The sequence below is a fragment of the Sphingobium sp. TCM1 genome, assembly GCF_001650725.1.
GTDB lineage: Bacteria > Pseudomonadota > Alphaproteobacteria > Sphingomonadales > Sphingomonadaceae > Sphingobium.
The window spans coordinates 1-14,756 of the sequence record NZ_LXVX01000028.1 but is presented as its reverse complement, the minus strand read 5'-3'; the positions used below and the strand labels follow the sequence as shown (position 1 = coordinate 14,756).

14 protein-coding genes are annotated in these 14,756 nt (G+C 60.1%); 6 read left to right on the top strand and 8 right to left on the bottom strand.

The window, feature by feature from the left end; translation table 11 throughout:
• The first annotated feature begins 128 nt into the window (after nt 1–128).
• Nucleotides 129–665, top strand: coding sequence for a hypothetical protein (locus A7Q26_RS16810; protein WP_066861799.1), 537 nt, complete (start codon nt 129–131; stop codon nt 663–665).
• 103 nt (nt 666–768) lie between these two features.
• Here A7Q26_RS16810 and A7Q26_RS16805 read toward each other — a convergent pair whose 3' ends face one another.
• Together A7Q26_RS16805 and A7Q26_RS16800 are read right to left on the bottom strand one after the other, a co-directional pair.
• Nucleotides 769–1,425: a DUF4145 domain-containing protein gene (locus A7Q26_RS16805; RefSeq protein ID WP_066861797.1), complete on the bottom strand. Its 657-nt coding sequence runs from the start codon at nt 1,423–1,425 to the stop codon at nt 769–771.
• A 73-nt stretch (nt 1,426–1,498) separates the two neighbouring features.
• Nucleotides 1,499–4,603: a tetratricopeptide repeat protein gene (locus A7Q26_RS16800; RefSeq protein ID WP_157102583.1), complete on the bottom strand. Its 3,105-nt coding sequence runs from the start codon at nt 4,601–4,603 to the stop codon at nt 1,499–1,501.
• A 634-nt stretch (nt 4,604–5,237) separates the two neighbouring features.
• On the opposite strand from A7Q26_RS16800, the gene A7Q26_RS25680 reads away from it, so the two are divergent.
• Complete coding sequence (locus A7Q26_RS25680) at nt 5,238–5,804, top strand: excalibur calcium-binding domain-containing protein (protein ID WP_198162965.1); 567 nt, start codon at nt 5,238–5,240, stop codon at nt 5,802–5,804.
• 11 nt (nt 5,805–5,815) lie between these two features.
• On the opposite strand, the gene A7Q26_RS16790 is transcribed toward A7Q26_RS25680, so the two are convergent.
• From A7Q26_RS16790 to A7Q26_RS16765, 6 genes are all read right to left on the bottom strand, one after another.
• Nucleotides 5,816–7,540, bottom strand: a complete 1,725-nt coding sequence (locus A7Q26_RS16790) for a class I SAM-dependent methyltransferase (RefSeq protein ID WP_066861788.1) — start codon at nt 7,538–7,540, stop codon at nt 5,816–5,818.
• Nucleotides 7,541–7,613: 73 nt separating this feature from the next.
• Nucleotides 7,614–8,066 (bottom strand): excalibur calcium-binding domain-containing protein, encoded by a 453-nt coding sequence (locus A7Q26_RS26030; RefSeq protein ID WP_232313843.1) that lies wholly within the window; start codon nt 8,064–8,066, stop codon nt 7,614–7,616.
• Nucleotides 8,067–8,118: 52 nt separating this feature from the next.
• Nucleotides 8,119–8,592: a MucR family transcriptional regulator gene (locus tag A7Q26_RS16780; protein ID WP_066861785.1), complete on the bottom strand. Its 474-nt coding sequence runs from the start codon at nt 8,590–8,592 to the stop codon at nt 8,119–8,121.
• 102 nt (nt 8,593–8,694) lie between these two features.
• On the bottom strand, nt 8,695–8,889 hold the full coding sequence (locus A7Q26_RS16775; protein WP_084439175.1) for a DUF6961 family protein: 195 nt from the start codon (nt 8,887–8,889) through the stop codon (nt 8,695–8,697).
• Nucleotides 8,886–9,086 (bottom strand): DUF5818 domain-containing protein, encoded by a 201-nt coding sequence (locus tag A7Q26_RS16770; protein ID WP_066861782.1) that lies wholly within the window; start codon nt 9,084–9,086, stop codon nt 8,886–8,888. The genes A7Q26_RS16775 and A7Q26_RS16770 overlap by 4 nt, the downstream gene beginning before the upstream one ends.
• Nucleotides 9,087–9,174: 88 nt before the next feature.
• Nucleotides 9,175–9,933 carry an HNH endonuclease gene (locus A7Q26_RS16765; RefSeq protein WP_232313842.1) on the bottom strand — a complete coding sequence of 253 codons (759 nt, stop codon included), beginning with the start codon at nt 9,931–9,933 and terminating at the stop codon, nt 9,175–9,177.
• A 571-nt stretch (nt 9,934–10,504) separates the two neighbouring features.
• Between A7Q26_RS16765 and A7Q26_RS16760 the strand changes: the two genes are divergently transcribed.
• The 4 genes from A7Q26_RS16760 (at nt 10,505) to A7Q26_RS16745 (ending at nt 14,748) form a co-directional block, all read left to right on the top strand.
• The gene (locus A7Q26_RS16760) at nt 10,505–12,307 is read left to right on the top strand and encodes a ParB/RepB/Spo0J family partition protein (RefSeq protein ID WP_066861776.1); all 1,803 of its coding nucleotides are present in this window, start codon (nt 10,505–10,507) and stop codon (nt 12,305–12,307) included.
• A 468-nt stretch (nt 12,308–12,775) separates the two neighbouring features.
• Entirely contained in the window at nt 12,776–13,693 is a 918-nt protein-coding gene (locus A7Q26_RS16755) for an ArdC family protein (RefSeq protein ID WP_066861773.1), read from the top strand.
• Nucleotides 13,690–13,914 (top strand): sigma factor-like helix-turn-helix DNA-binding protein, encoded by a 225-nt coding sequence (locus A7Q26_RS16750; protein WP_066861770.1) that lies wholly within the window; start codon nt 13,690–13,692, stop codon nt 13,912–13,914. The genes A7Q26_RS16755 and A7Q26_RS16750 overlap by 4 nt, the downstream gene beginning before the upstream one ends.
• A 72-nt stretch (nt 13,915–13,986) precedes the next feature.
• The gene (locus tag A7Q26_RS16745) at nt 13,987–14,748 is read left to right on the top strand and encodes a hypothetical protein (protein ID WP_066861767.1); all 762 of its coding nucleotides are present in this window, start codon (nt 13,987–13,989) and stop codon (nt 14,746–14,748) included.
• Nucleotides 14,749–14,756: the final 8 nt, after the last annotated feature.

Below are 14,756 nucleotides of genomic sequence, written 5' to 3'. Positions count from 1 at the left end.
CCAACTGATCAAAACCAGTCGGCCGACTAAATCCCCGGGATGAAGGGGTCCTTTTTGCACGCCGATCACCCCACGAAGGGGGTGCCTATTGCACGCTGATCCTCACACCAGGTGCGCCCACGACTCCATTGGGGCCCACCTTTCCCCTCCTCATTTGCGATGACATCGGCCAGGAAGCGGCCGACTTCATTGGTGTCGACACAGGCAGTGGCAGCAATCAGCCCAGGATCGTTCTTATCGCCGCCAAAGGGAAGAAGCCGGCCAAGGGCGATACTGGTGTGTCAGCTTCCGATCTTTATGATGTCTGCGGTCAGGTGGCTAAGAATCTCGCCTACCTCAAGGCAGACACCCAAGCTTTGCCAGGGTCCCTGGAAAAATGGGACAAGGACTGGAAACTCAATGGCGCCGAAGTCCCCAGGATGCGTCAAGGGACCACCGCACAAGCTTTTCGCACTGCGTTTACGGCCGCTCGCGCCAATCCGGCCGCAACGCGGGAAATGTGGATGATCCTTGGCGGCGCAATTCTATCGAAAAAGGCGGCGAAAAGGGAGTTTTCCAGAGCGACGCCCAAAGCCCATGTGCTGCAGTTTCATCACCTTCTACTGTCCACCTACTCGACCTGCCAGTCGGTCGGCGTCAATCTGCGGATATTCTGCGTGCCATAGACATCGGTCGTCCTGCAGTCCGTGGCTGGCCCGACTATGGTGAGAAATCGCTCGATCATCCGACGTCTCGAAGCCATCAATCGGTCGGACAAGGTCAACCCGTTCACCGAATATGATCGGCGACGAATGACCCAGTCTTTTCGATCATGTCGCGGACATCATCATGCGTGAATTCATCGGAATGACCATGCGCGGCATTGTTGCGAATATCTGCAAGAGCAGTGATCCGCTTTGACACAAGAAGCGAATAGGCCTCAGCCTTTAGGAGATCGGCATTCATCTTGTTAAGGCTGGAAGGTGTGATACCGCCATCTTCGCAAAGCTGCCGTAAGGATGTTTCAAGCACAACGCCGGCGACCACGGCCGCAGCCACTTTATAGCCCTTCCCAAGCAATTCTGTTGCCTGATCCAGTTCATTGCTGAAGAGCTCCGCTTGGACAAGGCTACGGACAGATGAAAGATAGCCACCTTCGAAATCCTCGTGGGCAGCCTCAAACACGGCCTTGAGATTGAGCAAGATCGAATGGTTCGTGCCCCAGCCCGAGCCATTTTCAAATTCGGTGAAGCCTCGGTAGTGGGACGACTGCTCACCGCAAGACAGAGCAAGCAGATGACGCGCTTTGACCTTCCAGTTGTTAAACATCTCGGCGTCAACATAATCCCCGGCCATGGAGTAATGTCCATCCTGCCGCCGCTTCGTGGCCAGAACAGCAGCTAACTGATCAAGCAGCTCAAGATATCGCCTGCTGATTTTATTCATATCGTCGTCCCAAACAGTTGCCTCCCATCGGGAGCCATCCGATACATCCTTTTTAAAGGGAGTGTGACCAGGGTCATTGATGAACCCCAGCCGCCTTGATCCAGCGTGAAACGAATGTCTCGGCCTGTATCGGGGACGGCAATTCTGCCGATGGGAATGTCTGTGCAACAACATTTTCGAGCTTCACCGCCTTGGGAGGGGCAACAAGGCGCCATTTAGCCAGCGCTGCTGTAAAGAAGAAAAGGCTGGCATCCACCTCTCCCTTCTCAAGCAACAAATCCCCGACCCACTGCCGGATGTAGGCCTGGTTCTCGATATCGCTGTCATCATGCTCTCTCTCGATCAGAAAGGCCGATTTGCCATAGCATATCAGGGCGGAGTCGACCTGGCCCATCAGATGAAAGCAGCGCCCGATATTACCGTAGAATGCGCCACCGCGATCCTGATCGCAGACGGCAGGATCGAGCACCTGATCCACGTTCGCGTCTCCCAGAAAATAGCCTAGCGCAGGGTCGATCGCACCGGAATCGCGTTCGGCCAAAGCCAGATTATGTTCCGAGCTAAAGTGCGTGTCGACACCACTATCCTTCTTCAGACGCGCACCATCTTTCCCCCATTTGATTGCAGCCAGATAATCCCCGTTCATCCAGAACCCATATGTCTGCATGTCGCAATAATTGATGTAGCGGGCATCCTTCCCCTCCAATGTCTCCTCATATTGCTCGAGCGCCGTGCGCGCATCCTCGAGCCGACCCAGATTGACGAGGCTACGATGATAGGCCCGAAATATCGCGTCGAAGTCTGCATATTCGCGCCATTCTTTGGTAGGCACAGCCGACAGGAGACTGTGCGCAATCCGAACGAACTCAACCGGTGACGCGTTAGTGCGCAGCGCGACCCGCACTTCATTGAGACGCGCAAACGCCCGCTCATAATGCCCCGCGTTTACGCAGAGCTCAGCGCCTTCAAACCACCGCCCCACCGTGCTGGCAGAAGGCCTTTTGCTCAATTCTGACAAATGGGTTCCAAAAAAGGCATCGTAGAATGACAGAATTTTGTCGATGTACCAGACGCGCTCGGATCGTTTGAAGGTCTTGTGGATGAATGCGCGGATGACCGGATGAAGTTCAAATCCCTCATCTCCTTGGTCGAGCTTCTTGACGACGAGCAGATTGAGGGAGCGCAAAAGGCGGATCGCCTTGCTTGTCTGATTGTAGTTGGCTCGTGAATGGAGATAGTCCGAGACAGTGATGGCCGAAACAGGCCGGAGCGTTTCCGCAAGGGCCTGGAGAACGATCTGTTCCCGGTCGCGCAGGCTCTGCCAAATCGATCGCAGGGTCGCATCCGGAATCTCGCCGGTGCCGGAAGCAATGTTGGTAAGCAACTCCTCAAGGGTCACGTGAGGTGCGCGGGCCGCAACCTGTGCGGCCAGGAGATCGAGCCAGAACGCGTGACCCTGTGTCTTGACATGCGCCTCGGCCACGCTTTCGTCGGCGACATGGGCTTTGCGTAGTCCGAACAATTCCTTTGTGGCCAGGAGATCGAGTCCTTCGAGCCTCTTGCCGTACATGGCATCTGACGTGATCGCAATTGCAGGCCGACACGTGAAAATCAGCACCGCATCCGATTTATTTTGCAAGAAGCGCGAGACAAATGCTCCCGCGGATCCAATCAGAGTATCAATTTCCAAATCGACATAATGATCGACATTATCAAATATGACCAGCAGGTTTAGGCCATCAGTAAGGGAACAAAACAAATCTGCCAAGGTCTCGATCGTTTGCTTAGACAATTCACTACTCATAACGCGGCTGTCATTGAGAGCTTCTATCATGTTTATGATATGATCTTCGAACTTTTCACTCTGCTCCTTGCAATCTCGCCACAAACGATATTCATATTTTTCGCGGCAATGGTCGCTATTGTAAAGCTGCGCTGCCAGAGCCGATTTGCCCTGGCCTCCCATACCGGTGATGAACGCGACGCGGAAGCTGGCTTCGATGAGCTCCTCCATATCCTGTTTTCGACCCACGTAATGGTCTATGACAGGAGGCCGATCCGCTTCAGTGTTTACGAGGCGCGCATATCGGGCCGAGAAGACTGCCTTCTTTTCTACAGATGCAGGGCCTTCAGGTTGCTGTTCCGCAACAGGCGGCCGCAGCGGCAATGCGCGCTTAGGGGTGTGCGGCTTTTCAAGCGATTGCCACTTTGACGCGAGAGCAGGAAGGAAATCATGGCAGTCCACGCCAGCGTAGAAGGAAATCCTGCCCCGATCGAGGCCGGGTCGCAGCAAGTCGAGCAGTTGGGTGCGCACGCGAGGCGTTTTGTCGCGGAAGCACCAGACGACCTCGGGATAGGCATTGTCGTCGACCACCACGTCAACGAGCGCACGGGTGAACGCATCGTCCCATCCGCCATATGCAAGCACGACAACAATCTGGTTTCGCAAAAGATTGGCGAGCGATGACCGAAGCTGGGGCCTGTCCTGATTTAACTGGCGCGGCGTATGCAGCGTGTCAGAGCCAAACCAATAGCCATGGAGATAGACGATATGGGAACCGTCACCCTCGGTCAGGGAGATGTTTCCATCCCTGTGGAGTATCGTTCGAAACGAAGTACCGCCAGCAGCCGATATCGAGACGCCAATCAGCGGATCGAAATTGGTGGTCAACATGACCTTTCCGAACCTGCCGGGATATCCTACAGCCAGTTCGCCCAGCGCTCTTACCCCAGGTGTAAGATGCCAGCCGGCCGTATCTGTCTCAAATCCGCGGCAAGCTTCTTCCGACGTGTCAGCTGTCAGCGCGTAACCGGAAGTGCGCGCAACAGCGTCAAGTCGGGCTGCTGCGACGGCCTTGCGGATAACCTGGTTGGCGACTTGAGGCCCTCTGCTCCCTAGGAGGAAGTGAAACGCATCCTGATATTTGTTCGAAGCACCGGCGATAGCCCTTGAGAGATCCTGGCGCTCATCATCGGTCAGTTCGCTTCCAATCAGATCTATAATGCCATCTACGCCCGGCACACCCTGTCCACCTACCTCCTTGGGCGCTGTGAGTGCGGAGCCGACAACGAAAACAATCTGGCGATCGGATCCAACCATCCCATTGCTCAGTCGAGCCAGAAGAGCCTTCGCGTCATAATAGTCACTTGAATCATTCAGAATCGTAAAGTCGTTCACGTAAGCCCCCCCCAGTAATACTTAGGCACAGGTCGTCCCAACCCATGCCGTTGACTCGACGCCTCCACAGAAATGCGGCTCCTGCAATTCGAAATGATGGCCGGTCAGGTCACAAGCAAGTGAAAAATCGAGATAGATGAGGGGGTTCATTCGCTTTCTTTAGGAGGTCTCCACGATCTATTGCTTAGACTCGCATGTCCGTGAACGAAGGGTAGCTTCCAAAGGCGCTGTCCCAGCAGTTGAATGGCCGATATGTTGGCGACAGCGGACGGCACATGATCTGCTGTTTGGCGTCCGCTAACGCACCCTTGGCGCTCCGAAGTAGACTGTCCGCTAAGTCCCCTGAGGGGTCATTCGCGACTGGATGATTGGCCGTCCCCGACGTCCGGGTTCGAGAGCAACAATTTTTCTAGCAAGCGACTGGAAGTGGCACTTCCTTACCTTGGGCCGGTATGAAGCCGCTGGTGCGCGTAAGGGTGTGCGGGAAGGTCGAATTTGGTGGATGCTGACGGCAGTGAACAGCTCCGCCCCGACATTCAAGAGCGAATTCGTACGCATGGTCGGCGATCACGCACTGTCCGGGCGTGACAGGGGGCCTCCGGCTATACTATCGGGCCTTTTGGGGGGAGAAATCATGGCGCGGAAACCGGATAATAGCGGCTGGGGTCTGATGGCCATATGCATCCTGCTGATATTAGCGATCGCCAAATGTGGTGGTGGTGCTGCGGATAAAAGTGACAGCACGCCGTCGGGAGAACCGTCGGAGGCAATGACCGAAACGGCCCCAGAAGCTGTTACGATGTATGTAACTACTGCCACCCTTAATTGTCGGGCAGAACCGCAGAAGAACGCCAGGGCGGTCGAGAAACTAACGCGCGGGGACACCGTGTCGGCCGGCGAAACACGCGGTTCGTGGGTCATGTTGGACCGCGTCGGCGAAGACTGCTGGGTCGCGCAGCGCTTCCTCTCGGAGAGCGAGCCGGAGCCGGAGCCCGCGGCCAGACCCGCGCGATTGCTGTCATCGGCGTCTTCAGAGCCACTGGAAGCGGTATCGTCGCGGCGATCTGGCCCCAGCTGTGGCGGCAAGTGGAAGTGCGGGCAGATGGATAGCTGTGCGGAAGCATATCATTATCTGAACGAATGTGGCGTCGGCCGGCTTGATGGAGACGGGGACGGCGTGCCCTGCGAAAGCATCTGCTGACCTGCCGCGCATCAGACCGCTGTCCACTCCGGCACCCGTTGATCCTGCAAAAGTCGCAGCCGGCGCCAATCTAGCGCTGAATAGACATCGGCAAGGTCGCCGCGCCTCTCGACCGGCAATGCCGCGGCAACTTCGCGATCAAACCTAGCGCTCAAGGCATCGTCGGCGAGATAGGCCTCCTCCCACCAGCTAATGATGCGATCTCGACTGTCGGCAAAGATCGCTGCGGATGGCAGTCGATCTCGCTTCTGATGCTGATTCACCTTTCGGTCGCAGGGGCCGAGGTTCCAAAGATCGCTGCATGGCCATGCCGCCCAAGGCAGGCAATGGTCGATATCCAACCGCGTCAGCGGCAGTTTTTGGCCCGTCCAGATGCACTGGAGTTGGCGGCCGGTTCGAGAAATTCTTTCTGCGGCAAGACGGGCGATCGACGTGCTGCGAACCGGCTCGCGCCATTCCAGGGCGGCTTCGGCCATTCCAGGGGGAACGGGAAGGCTCATCCGATCGGCGTATGTCCGCATGAGGCGGCTCCATTCGGCGACGAGCATCGGCTCGATCCAGGCGCCGAAGCGGGACAGGGCGCGCCAGAGATGGCCGGGCACGACCAGCGTCCCCCAAGCCTGAAGGCGATGGAGATCAAGGTCGATCCCAGCTGCTCTCGTTCGGCGCTGCCGGACGATTTCGAACACCCGCTGATTGCTATTCGGGAACCGTGTGAAATTCGCCGGCATCGTTGCGATCGTGGATGCGGCCTCGTTCACCGCCGCAAGGATGGCAGTGGCGCGATCGGGTTCGAAGACAGTGCCGACGCGTAATTCGGCTGGATCGGTCCCGTCCGCCAGCAGTCGACGGAATCCTGCCTTGGCAAAGCCAAGGCAGTACGGTCCGCTATTCTTGGGCAGTTGTGGGAGGCCCAGTCTTACCAAGGGCAAATACATCCGGACCCAATAAAGCGCGACGAGGCCGAGCGGCAATTCAACGGCGTCTGGTTGATCGGGCGCGGGAAGGGCTGCTGCGGGCGACTGTTCGGCGACGCGGGCGACCGCGCGCAGCAGTCCAAGCTTGTAAGTGGAGGATTTTTCATCGCCGAGAACGATGCCCCGGACCAGCGCCAGTGCTCCGGTCCCGTCATCGGGCATCCGGAGGGCAACACCTGTCCAGCTGACGCCATCTCGCCCTTGCAGATCATTGGATGCCTGAACTTTCAGCACTTCCATGCCGTGCGCACGGGCCAGGCCTTCAATCTCTCCACTGGAGGTTGGATGCATGGGCCGATCGGCAGGGGGAGGGCCGGAGCGCAGTGTCATGGCGAGGACAGCGCCGGGCCGCAGGAGCGTCACCAGTTTGCGAAAGGCGCGGGCGCGATCGTCCGGAGCGATATGTTGCCAAACTGCCGAAATCGTTATCAAGTCGAAGGATAGCGCCAGACGGTGGACCTGATCGAGAGAGGGCAGCCGATCGTCGAGCCACCGAATGCCGTCATTTGGCTTGGTTGCGGCATGAAGGCGAAATCCTTCCGCCGGTTCAACTGCAACGACATCGAAGCCAAGGCTCCGCAGCCATCTTGCATCTCGACCTGAGCCCGCGCCGACGTCTAGTGCGAGGCCGGATGATGGAAAGAGAGGTTGGAGCGCCTGAAATGCCGCGCCAGACGGCAAAGCGTCATAGCGCTCCGCAAGTTCATGGGCCGCATCATGATAGGCGGCGATTGTCTGATCGTAGCTGTTCAGCGTCATCCCCCGGTTCGGACTGGCTCATAGCTTGAAGCGGTTCGTTGGCCAATCGTGATGTCCGTTTGACGATGGGGGGTTAGCGTTGCCCGCGATAGGGTTCGCACGCGATGCCGTCGCCATCGCCATCCATGTGCGGGCCATAGCCGGGCTGTCCGGCATAAAGCGGTGCGGCTCCGGCCGCGCGGGCGGCGCGACAATTGGGATAGGACCAACTGCTCCCGCTCGCCTTTGCTGGGACGGCTTGTTGCGGCGCTACAGTACCAGAGGACGGCTGTTGCGCATCGAGTTCCTCTGCCGACATCATGTGCGGCGGGGTATAGGGGATCGCCTCGACAGATTGGCGTTGCTCTACTGGCGCTGGAACATCGCGATCCTGCATGAAGAATGATCCGGCTCCCACGGCGGCGGCCAGCATGGTGCCGGCGGCTACTTTCGCGGCGAGCGCCACTTGCCGACGCTTGCGCCTCTGCGCGGCATAATGGGCGCTATGGCGAACGGGAACAGCGCGGAAGGGCTTCTTGAACGACATGGGGCGGCATCATGCCGCCCCATGGTGAAATTTCGGTTTCTCCGCGTGTCGCTCAGGCGAGCTCGGGCTCGGCCTTGGCTTTGCGCGTGCGGGTGGCCGGGGCCTTAGCGGCTGGCGCGGCGGCCTTGGGCTTACGCCCCAGGCCGATCTTGTGGGCCAGTTCCTTGCGCGTGGCCGCGTAGCTGGGCGCAACCATCGGATAGTCGGCGGGGAGGCCCCATTTTGCGCGATAGTCTGCCGGGGTCATCTGATAATGGGTCATCAGATGGCGCTTGAGCATCTTGAGCTTCTTACCGTCTTCCAGGCAGACGATATAGTCGGGCTTCACCGAGGCGCGGATCGAGACGGCAGGTTCGAGTTTAGGCGATTCCGGCTCGTTCGTGCCGAGGCCGGTCAGCGCCTGATGCACATTGGCGATCAGCTGCGGCAGATCGCCAACGCTGACGCTGTTATTGGAAACGTGGGCGGCGACGATGTCGGCGGTGAGGGTGATAAGCGTATCTTGTGCGACCGGCTGTTCGGACATTTTTGTTGCTCCTGAATGGGCGATAGGAGGGGCGCCAGCCAGGTTGTCGGGTGGCGACTGGCGCGAGATAGACCCCTCCAGGCGCAACATCAAATGACGCAGCTAATTTGAAGGTCCTGACCCGCTCAGCTGATTGATGCAATTAGCGATTTTCTTCCACATCGCGACGCCATCGACGTCACCAATGGCGGTCAGTTCAGAAATTCTCTGGTCGGCATAGGCTTTTGCATGGTCGCCATGGGTGCGGATGAGCATGGATGCCGCACCCCAGGGCACCTGTTCTTGGGTCAGCGTCATTTGGCGATGATCCTGTCAGCCGCCACAATGTCGTGCGCCTCTCGCGCGCCTTCGACGCGCACATGACGGCCGAGAAGATGGTCCTGCCTACCAACCGTCAGCAGACGCCATTGACCGCCATCGGCCATGCGCAGGACGAGTTGGCTTCCCTCCCGCATCAGCAGTCCTTCCAATGTGATTGGGCGGTAGCGGGCCATATAGGTAGCGCTTCCTTATGGATGGCTCAGATCTTGCCGTGCGGCGTAACAGACTGCTGGATCGGCTTCTGCCAATCCGTCGCCCCCATCACTGCTTAAAGACATTGTCACGATGCCAGGCGAGAAAATGGGGGTGTGGGCGATCGATCAGCCGAAGTGGCAGGTTAGCGCGCCCGCTCCGGTTAATCAGCGCGGTTACGCTGTCGGTGTCGTTGGCCTGTCGAGAAATCATGATGTCGAGATCGTCAGAAAGGCTGATAAGACCGCGATCGAACATCCAATGGACGGTGCCGGACAGGGCTATACCGTTCTGGACAGCGTCGGGACCGTCGGCCTCGACTGGCCGGATATGGGCCGCTTCTGCCTCTGCTCTTCCGCCACCGTTGATGAGCTTGAGGCCGGTGATGGCGCAACGCTCATCATAAGCCTGGAGCACAACCCGCCGAAAAATGCGGTCGCGATCGACTCTGGAGACGAGCCTTTCCGTTCGTGCGCGTTCCTGCTCAATGAGAAACGGCATGATGGCTTCCTCAGACCGGACTGTGAGATCGCCGACACGTGGCAGAAGCGGCGTCCGATCCTCAAGGCCAAGATCGAGGATGCGATTGAAGTCGGCAGGCGAGATTGGGCGCACCGCCGACTGCGCACGGCCTGAAATCTTGCCGGCATCGTTCAGGAGACCGCGTTCGGCCAGGCCATCGACACCGCTGAAAGGAACGGCATTGGCAAATTCGAGATAGCTGCCCAGCTGGATCATGGCGATGTACATGCCGGGAGCCTGAGGGTCGGGGATCACCTGTTCGACTTTGGCGACGGCGAAGTAGCCGCGTGAGCCCCGCACCTTCACCGGCTCATAATAGACGATCCAGTCATTGATGCAGGCGGAGAAACGGCCGAGATATTGGGAGGGGAACTGATAGCGTTCTGCCGGGCTGTCATCATAGATCGAATCCGAACGATGAATGAAAACCCCAAAGGCCATGGCCCGGCTATCCCCCGATATCTGGCCTCTTTATGGCCTGCCTTCAGGGGTGCGGACAAGAGGTAAGTTGTTCTGCTTTGGATGATTTAAGGGCGTCTCCTTGGCGGACCGCGCTCTATTCCGCTTCGCTGCACCGAGCCTTCGCTTCGCTAGTCTCGGCCCTGGCGGGCGACGATCGCTGACGCGCGATCCTTGCCGGATCGTGATGGACATCGCCTGGCAAGCGATGGCGTGGATCCGGTCCCGGACTGGCGGTGTGGGCGTCGCTTCCCTCTAGGCCCGTCGCGGCGGGCGGCAAGCCGGCCTGTGGCGCGGCTCTTTCACTGACGTTCCAGTCCTTGCGGATGCTGCCCGCCGCTTTACCGGGCCTTCCGGTGCGCTCTTGCCGCCCACCCCGCTTTTCCGGGGTCCGGTGTGTGCAAGAGGAGTAGAAGTCATGGAACTCAAGCATATCGACATTGCCTGCCTCTCGGTTTCGCCTGCCAACATGCGGGGCGTGAAGAAGGCGCCGGACCTGACCAATATCCTGCCGTCCGTTCGGGCGCGGGGCGTGTTGGTGCCGCTGATCGTGCGGCAGAATGGCAGTCCCACCACCTATGAGATTGTCGCGGGCAAGCGGCGCTATCATGCCGCGCTGATCGTAGCGCAGGAGGAGGGGAGCGTGGAGCCGCTGCCTTGCGCGATCATGGAGGCGGGCGACGATGCGGCGGCGCTGGAGGCCTCGCTCATCGAGAATATCGCCCGGCTCGATCCCGACGAGGTGACGCGCTGGGAAACCTTCACGCGGCTGGTCAAGGAAGGCCGGTCGCCAGAGGATATCTCGCTGACCTTCGGCCTCACCGCCTTGCAGGTGAAACGGACGCTGGCGCTGGGCAATCTTCTGCCCCGCATCCGCAACCTCTATCGCAGCGATACGATTGATGCCGTCACCGTGCGGCATCTGACCTTGGCGTCAAAGGCCCGACAGCGTGAATGGCTGGCCCTGCTGGACGATGAGGATGCCCGACCGCCGATGGGCCATCATGTCAAATCATGGCTGCTGGGCGGCAGCGCCATTGCGACCGACAAGGCGCTGTTCGATCCGGCGGGCTATACCGGCGGTATCGTGGCGGACCTGTTCGGCGATCACAGCTATTTCGCTGACGCGGACCTGTTCTGGCAGATGCAGGAGGCGGCCATTGCCCAGCGCGTAGAGGGGTATCGCGACGCCGGGTGGCAGGATGTTGCCGTCATGGCGCGGGGCGAGGCCTTTCATTCATGGGAGCATGAGCGCTGCCCCAAGGCCAAGGGCGGCCGCGTCTACGTGACCATGGGCCATGGCGGCGATGTCAGCTTTCATGAGGGCTATGTGACCCTCAAGGAGGCGCGAAAGCTGGAACAGGGCGGCACCGTTGAAAAGGCGGTGCGACCCGAACTGTCCGCGCCACTGGCCAGCTATATCGATCTCCATCATCACACTGCCGTACGTGCGAAGGTCGGTACGGCCCCTGCCATCGCTTTGCGGCTGATGGTCGCCCATGCCATTGCCGGTTCGTCGCTCTGGCGGGTGGACGTTGCCCCGCAGCGGGGCGCGACCGACGCGATCACGGAGAGCGTCGAGAATTGCGCATCGGAAGCGGATTTCGACAAGGAACGGCGGATCGCGCTCAACCTGCTGGGCCTCAATCCCGACACGCCGACCGTGACCGGCCACACCTATGATCGGGAGCTGATCCCGCTCCATCTGCGACTGCTCGACCTCGATGACGCCATGGTGATGGGCATCCTCGCCATCGTCATGGGCGAAACGCTGGAAGCGGGGTCGGCGCTGGTCGAACTGCTGGGCGTCCAGTTGAATATCGACATGGCTTCATGCTGGCAGGCCGACGACGTTTTGCTGGACCTTATCCGCGACCGGGAAGTGATGGGCTATATCCTTGCCGATGTGGCGGGGAAGGAAGCCGCGTCGGCCAATGCCGGGGCAACCGCGAAGGTGCAGCGGCAGATCGTGCGGGACTGCCTTGCCGGGAGCAATGGACGGGAACAGCGCATTGGCTGGGTGCCGCGCTGGATGGCCTTTCCGCCGTCTGCCTATACCGAGCGGGGCGGGGTCGGCAGCGTCGAGCGGTGGGAAGCGGTCTCGCCGTTGCTCGAGGGGCAGGAGGCGCAGGAGCCCGAGCGGGGCGAACCGCAAACGGCGGATGCGACCGAGGATCATCAGAACATCGCGGAAGATGAACCCGTCCCGCAGGCTGCTTGAGCGAGACGCTGGCAGGCGGCAGTGACCTGTCGCCTGCCATTTCGCTATGACCCCCGCCCTTTTTTGGGGGATTGAAATTTCGCGGGCGGCTCCGCCGCCCGGCTTCGTGGCACAGAAACAAGGACCGCAGCTGAGATAAGCGGGCTGTTGGCTTTGTTGGGCAAACGTGCGCCACGGGATTGCGGAGCGCTGCGAAAGGCAGCGCGACGGGTCTGACAGCGGACACCGCGCGATGGGCGCGATGACGTCCGGTCAATGTCTGATCGGCCTGTCGGCGCGGCGGGGGTGGGCGTCGCTGCCCCTTAGTCCCACCGCGGCGACCCGCAAGTCGGGGCTTGGCCCCAACTCCTCCACTCATGTTGCGGCCCCCTGGGTGCAGCCCGCCTCGCTCGGTGGGCCTGCCGGTCCGCTCCTGCCGCCCACCCCCGCCACTCCGGCGGCCGGTGCGATGCGGGAAGGAGAAAGGACATGGGACATCAGGACAAGACCGCGCGCACGGGCTCGAGCCTCTATAGCGAGGTGACCGACCGGATCGTCGCACAGATCGAGGAAGGCACCCTGCCGTGGGTGCGGCCATGGGATGATGGCAAGGCGGCGCTGGGCCTGCCGCGCAATGCCGGAACGGGGCGGCGCTATTCCGGGATCAATGTCCTGATCCTGTGGGACCGGCTGTTCGAGCAGGGCTATGGTTCGCAACGCTGGCTGACCTACCGGCAGGCGCAGGCACTGGGCGGCAATGTCCGCAAGGGGGAGCAGGGCACGACAGTCTGTTATGCGGATCGCTTCACGCCCAAGGATAGCGATACTGTCCCGACCGGACCGGATGGCGAACCGCGACAGATTGCTTTCCTCAAGCGCTTCACGGTCTTCAACATCGACCAGTGCGAGGGGCTCGAGGACATGGCATCCTCCCCCGTCACGACATGGAACAAGGCTCTCATCATCCCACGCGCGAACGCGCTGATCGGCGCGACAGGCGCTGATATCCGGGTCGGCGGAGGGGAAGCCTATTATGCCCCGCAGGACGATTTTATCCGCGTGCCCCGGCCCGAACATTTCCATGAACCGATCAACTGGTTTCGGACCGCCCTGCATGAGCTTGGTCACTGGACGGGGCATCCTTCCCGTCTCGACCGTCTCCCCAATACGGGCTTTGGCAGCCCCGCTTATGCGCGGGAAGAACTGATTGCCGAAATGGCCAGCGCTTTCCTGTGCGCGGAGCTGGGTATCGTACCAACCGTCCGCCATGCCGATTATCTGGGCGCGTGGCTGTCCGTCCTGCGCGAGGACAGCAAGGCGATCTTCCGTGCCGCCAGTCAGGCGAGCAAGGCGGCGGATTATCTCTTGGCCTTCGAGGGCGAAGAAACCGGGGAGGAGGCGGCATGACGCGCGTCACCCTGTCGCCGTCGGATCGGGAGCGGCTGCGGGCCGCCCTTGCACAGCTACCGCCGCTATCCCGGATCGTCTATCTGCTGCATGCCCGCGATGGGCGCGGCTTTGCCGAGATCGCCTTCCTGATCGGGGAGGACATCCATGCCGTGGAAATCCATCTCGCCCGGGCGCTGGAGCAGCTGTTGAGCGCGCTCGACGGAGGGGCCGACCCCTGATTGTCTCAATTTGACGGCCTTCTTCCATCTTCATTTGGTGGAAGGGGGCCGAGCGGTTAGGAAGAATTCCGCATGCGTACCGACCTTGATCATCTCCCTCCCACCAAGCAGCGAGAGCTGGAGCGCGTCCTCCAGATCCTGTTCGAGGAATTCGGGGACGCGCACAGCGAGGCCAAGGGACGCAGGCGGCTGGGACGGATCGTCAAGATCATCCTCTATGGCAGCCATGCGCGCGGCGGCTGGGTGGATGAACCCCATACCGCCAAGGGCTATGTCTCGGACTTCGATCTCCTGATCATCGTCAACCAGAAGGAACTGACCGAGCGCGACACCTATTGGGCCGCCGCCGAGCAGCGGCTCAACGCCGAATATGCCGTACGCGCAGCGCTACGCACCCCCGTCAACTTCATCGTCCATTCGCTCCAGCAGGTGAACCAGGGCCTTGCCCATGGACGCTTCTTCTTCATGGACATCGCCCTCGACGGGATCGCCCTCTATGAGGCAGATGACCGCGAGCTTGCCAGCCCCAAGCCGAAGACGCCTGCCGATACGCTGGCGATGGCGAAGGAATATTTTGAAGAATGGATGCCAAGTTCGGTCGAGTTTTTGGATAACTATCGCTTTAATCTCGAAAAAGGACGGCACAACAACGCTGCATTCCAGCTGCATCAGGCGACTGAGCGTCTCTACCACTGCGTCCTGCTGGTCTGCACCTTCTACAGCCCCTTATGCCGCGCGCGGCATAATGGAGATTATGCCGAGCCGTGGACTATGCCGCATATCCATGGGAAAGCCAGGATAGCTGCGGGATTTGGCGCAACCCGCTCGGCATAGTTTCACGG

What these genes read in the sequence shown, in the direction of transcription:
- A7Q26_RS16805 (WP_066861797.1), bottom strand. Translation starts at nt 1,425, where the DNA reads ATGAATAAAATCAGCAGGCGATATCTTGAGCTGCTTGATCAGTTAGCT.
- A7Q26_RS16760 (WP_066861776.1), top strand. Translation starts at nt 10,505, where the DNA reads ATGGAACTCAAGCATATCGACATTGCCTGCCTCTCGGTTTCGCCTGCC.
- A7Q26_RS16750 (WP_066861770.1), top strand. Translation starts at nt 13,690, where the DNA reads ATGACGCGCGTCACCCTGTCGCCGTCGGATCGGGAGCGGCTGCGGGCC.
- A7Q26_RS26030 (WP_232313843.1), bottom strand. Translation starts at nt 8,066, where the DNA reads ATGTCGTTCAAGAAGCCCTTCCGCGCTGTTCCCGTTCGCCATAGCGCC.
- A7Q26_RS16770 (WP_066861782.1), bottom strand. Translation starts at nt 9,086, where the DNA reads ATGGCCCGCTACCGCCCAATCACATTGGAAGGACTGCTGATGCGGGAG.
- A7Q26_RS25680 (WP_198162965.1), top strand. Translation starts at nt 5,238, where the DNA reads ATGGCGCGGAAACCGGATAATAGCGGCTGGGGTCTGATGGCCATATGC.
- A7Q26_RS16755 (WP_066861773.1), top strand. Translation starts at nt 12,776, where the DNA reads ATGGGACATCAGGACAAGACCGCGCGCACGGGCTCGAGCCTCTATAGC.
- A7Q26_RS16775 (WP_084439175.1), bottom strand. Translation starts at nt 8,889, where the DNA reads ATGACGCTGACCCAAGAACAGGTGCCCTGGGGTGCGGCATCCATGCTC.
- A7Q26_RS16745 (WP_066861767.1), top strand. Translation starts at nt 13,987, where the DNA reads ATGCGTACCGACCTTGATCATCTCCCTCCCACCAAGCAGCGAGAGCTG.
- A7Q26_RS16790 (WP_066861788.1), bottom strand. Translation starts at nt 7,540, where the DNA reads ATGACGCTGAACAGCTACGATCAGACAATCGCCGCCTATCATGATGCG.
- A7Q26_RS16780 (WP_066861785.1), bottom strand. Translation starts at nt 8,592, where the DNA reads ATGTCCGAACAGCCGGTCGCACAAGATACGCTTATCACCCTCACCGCC.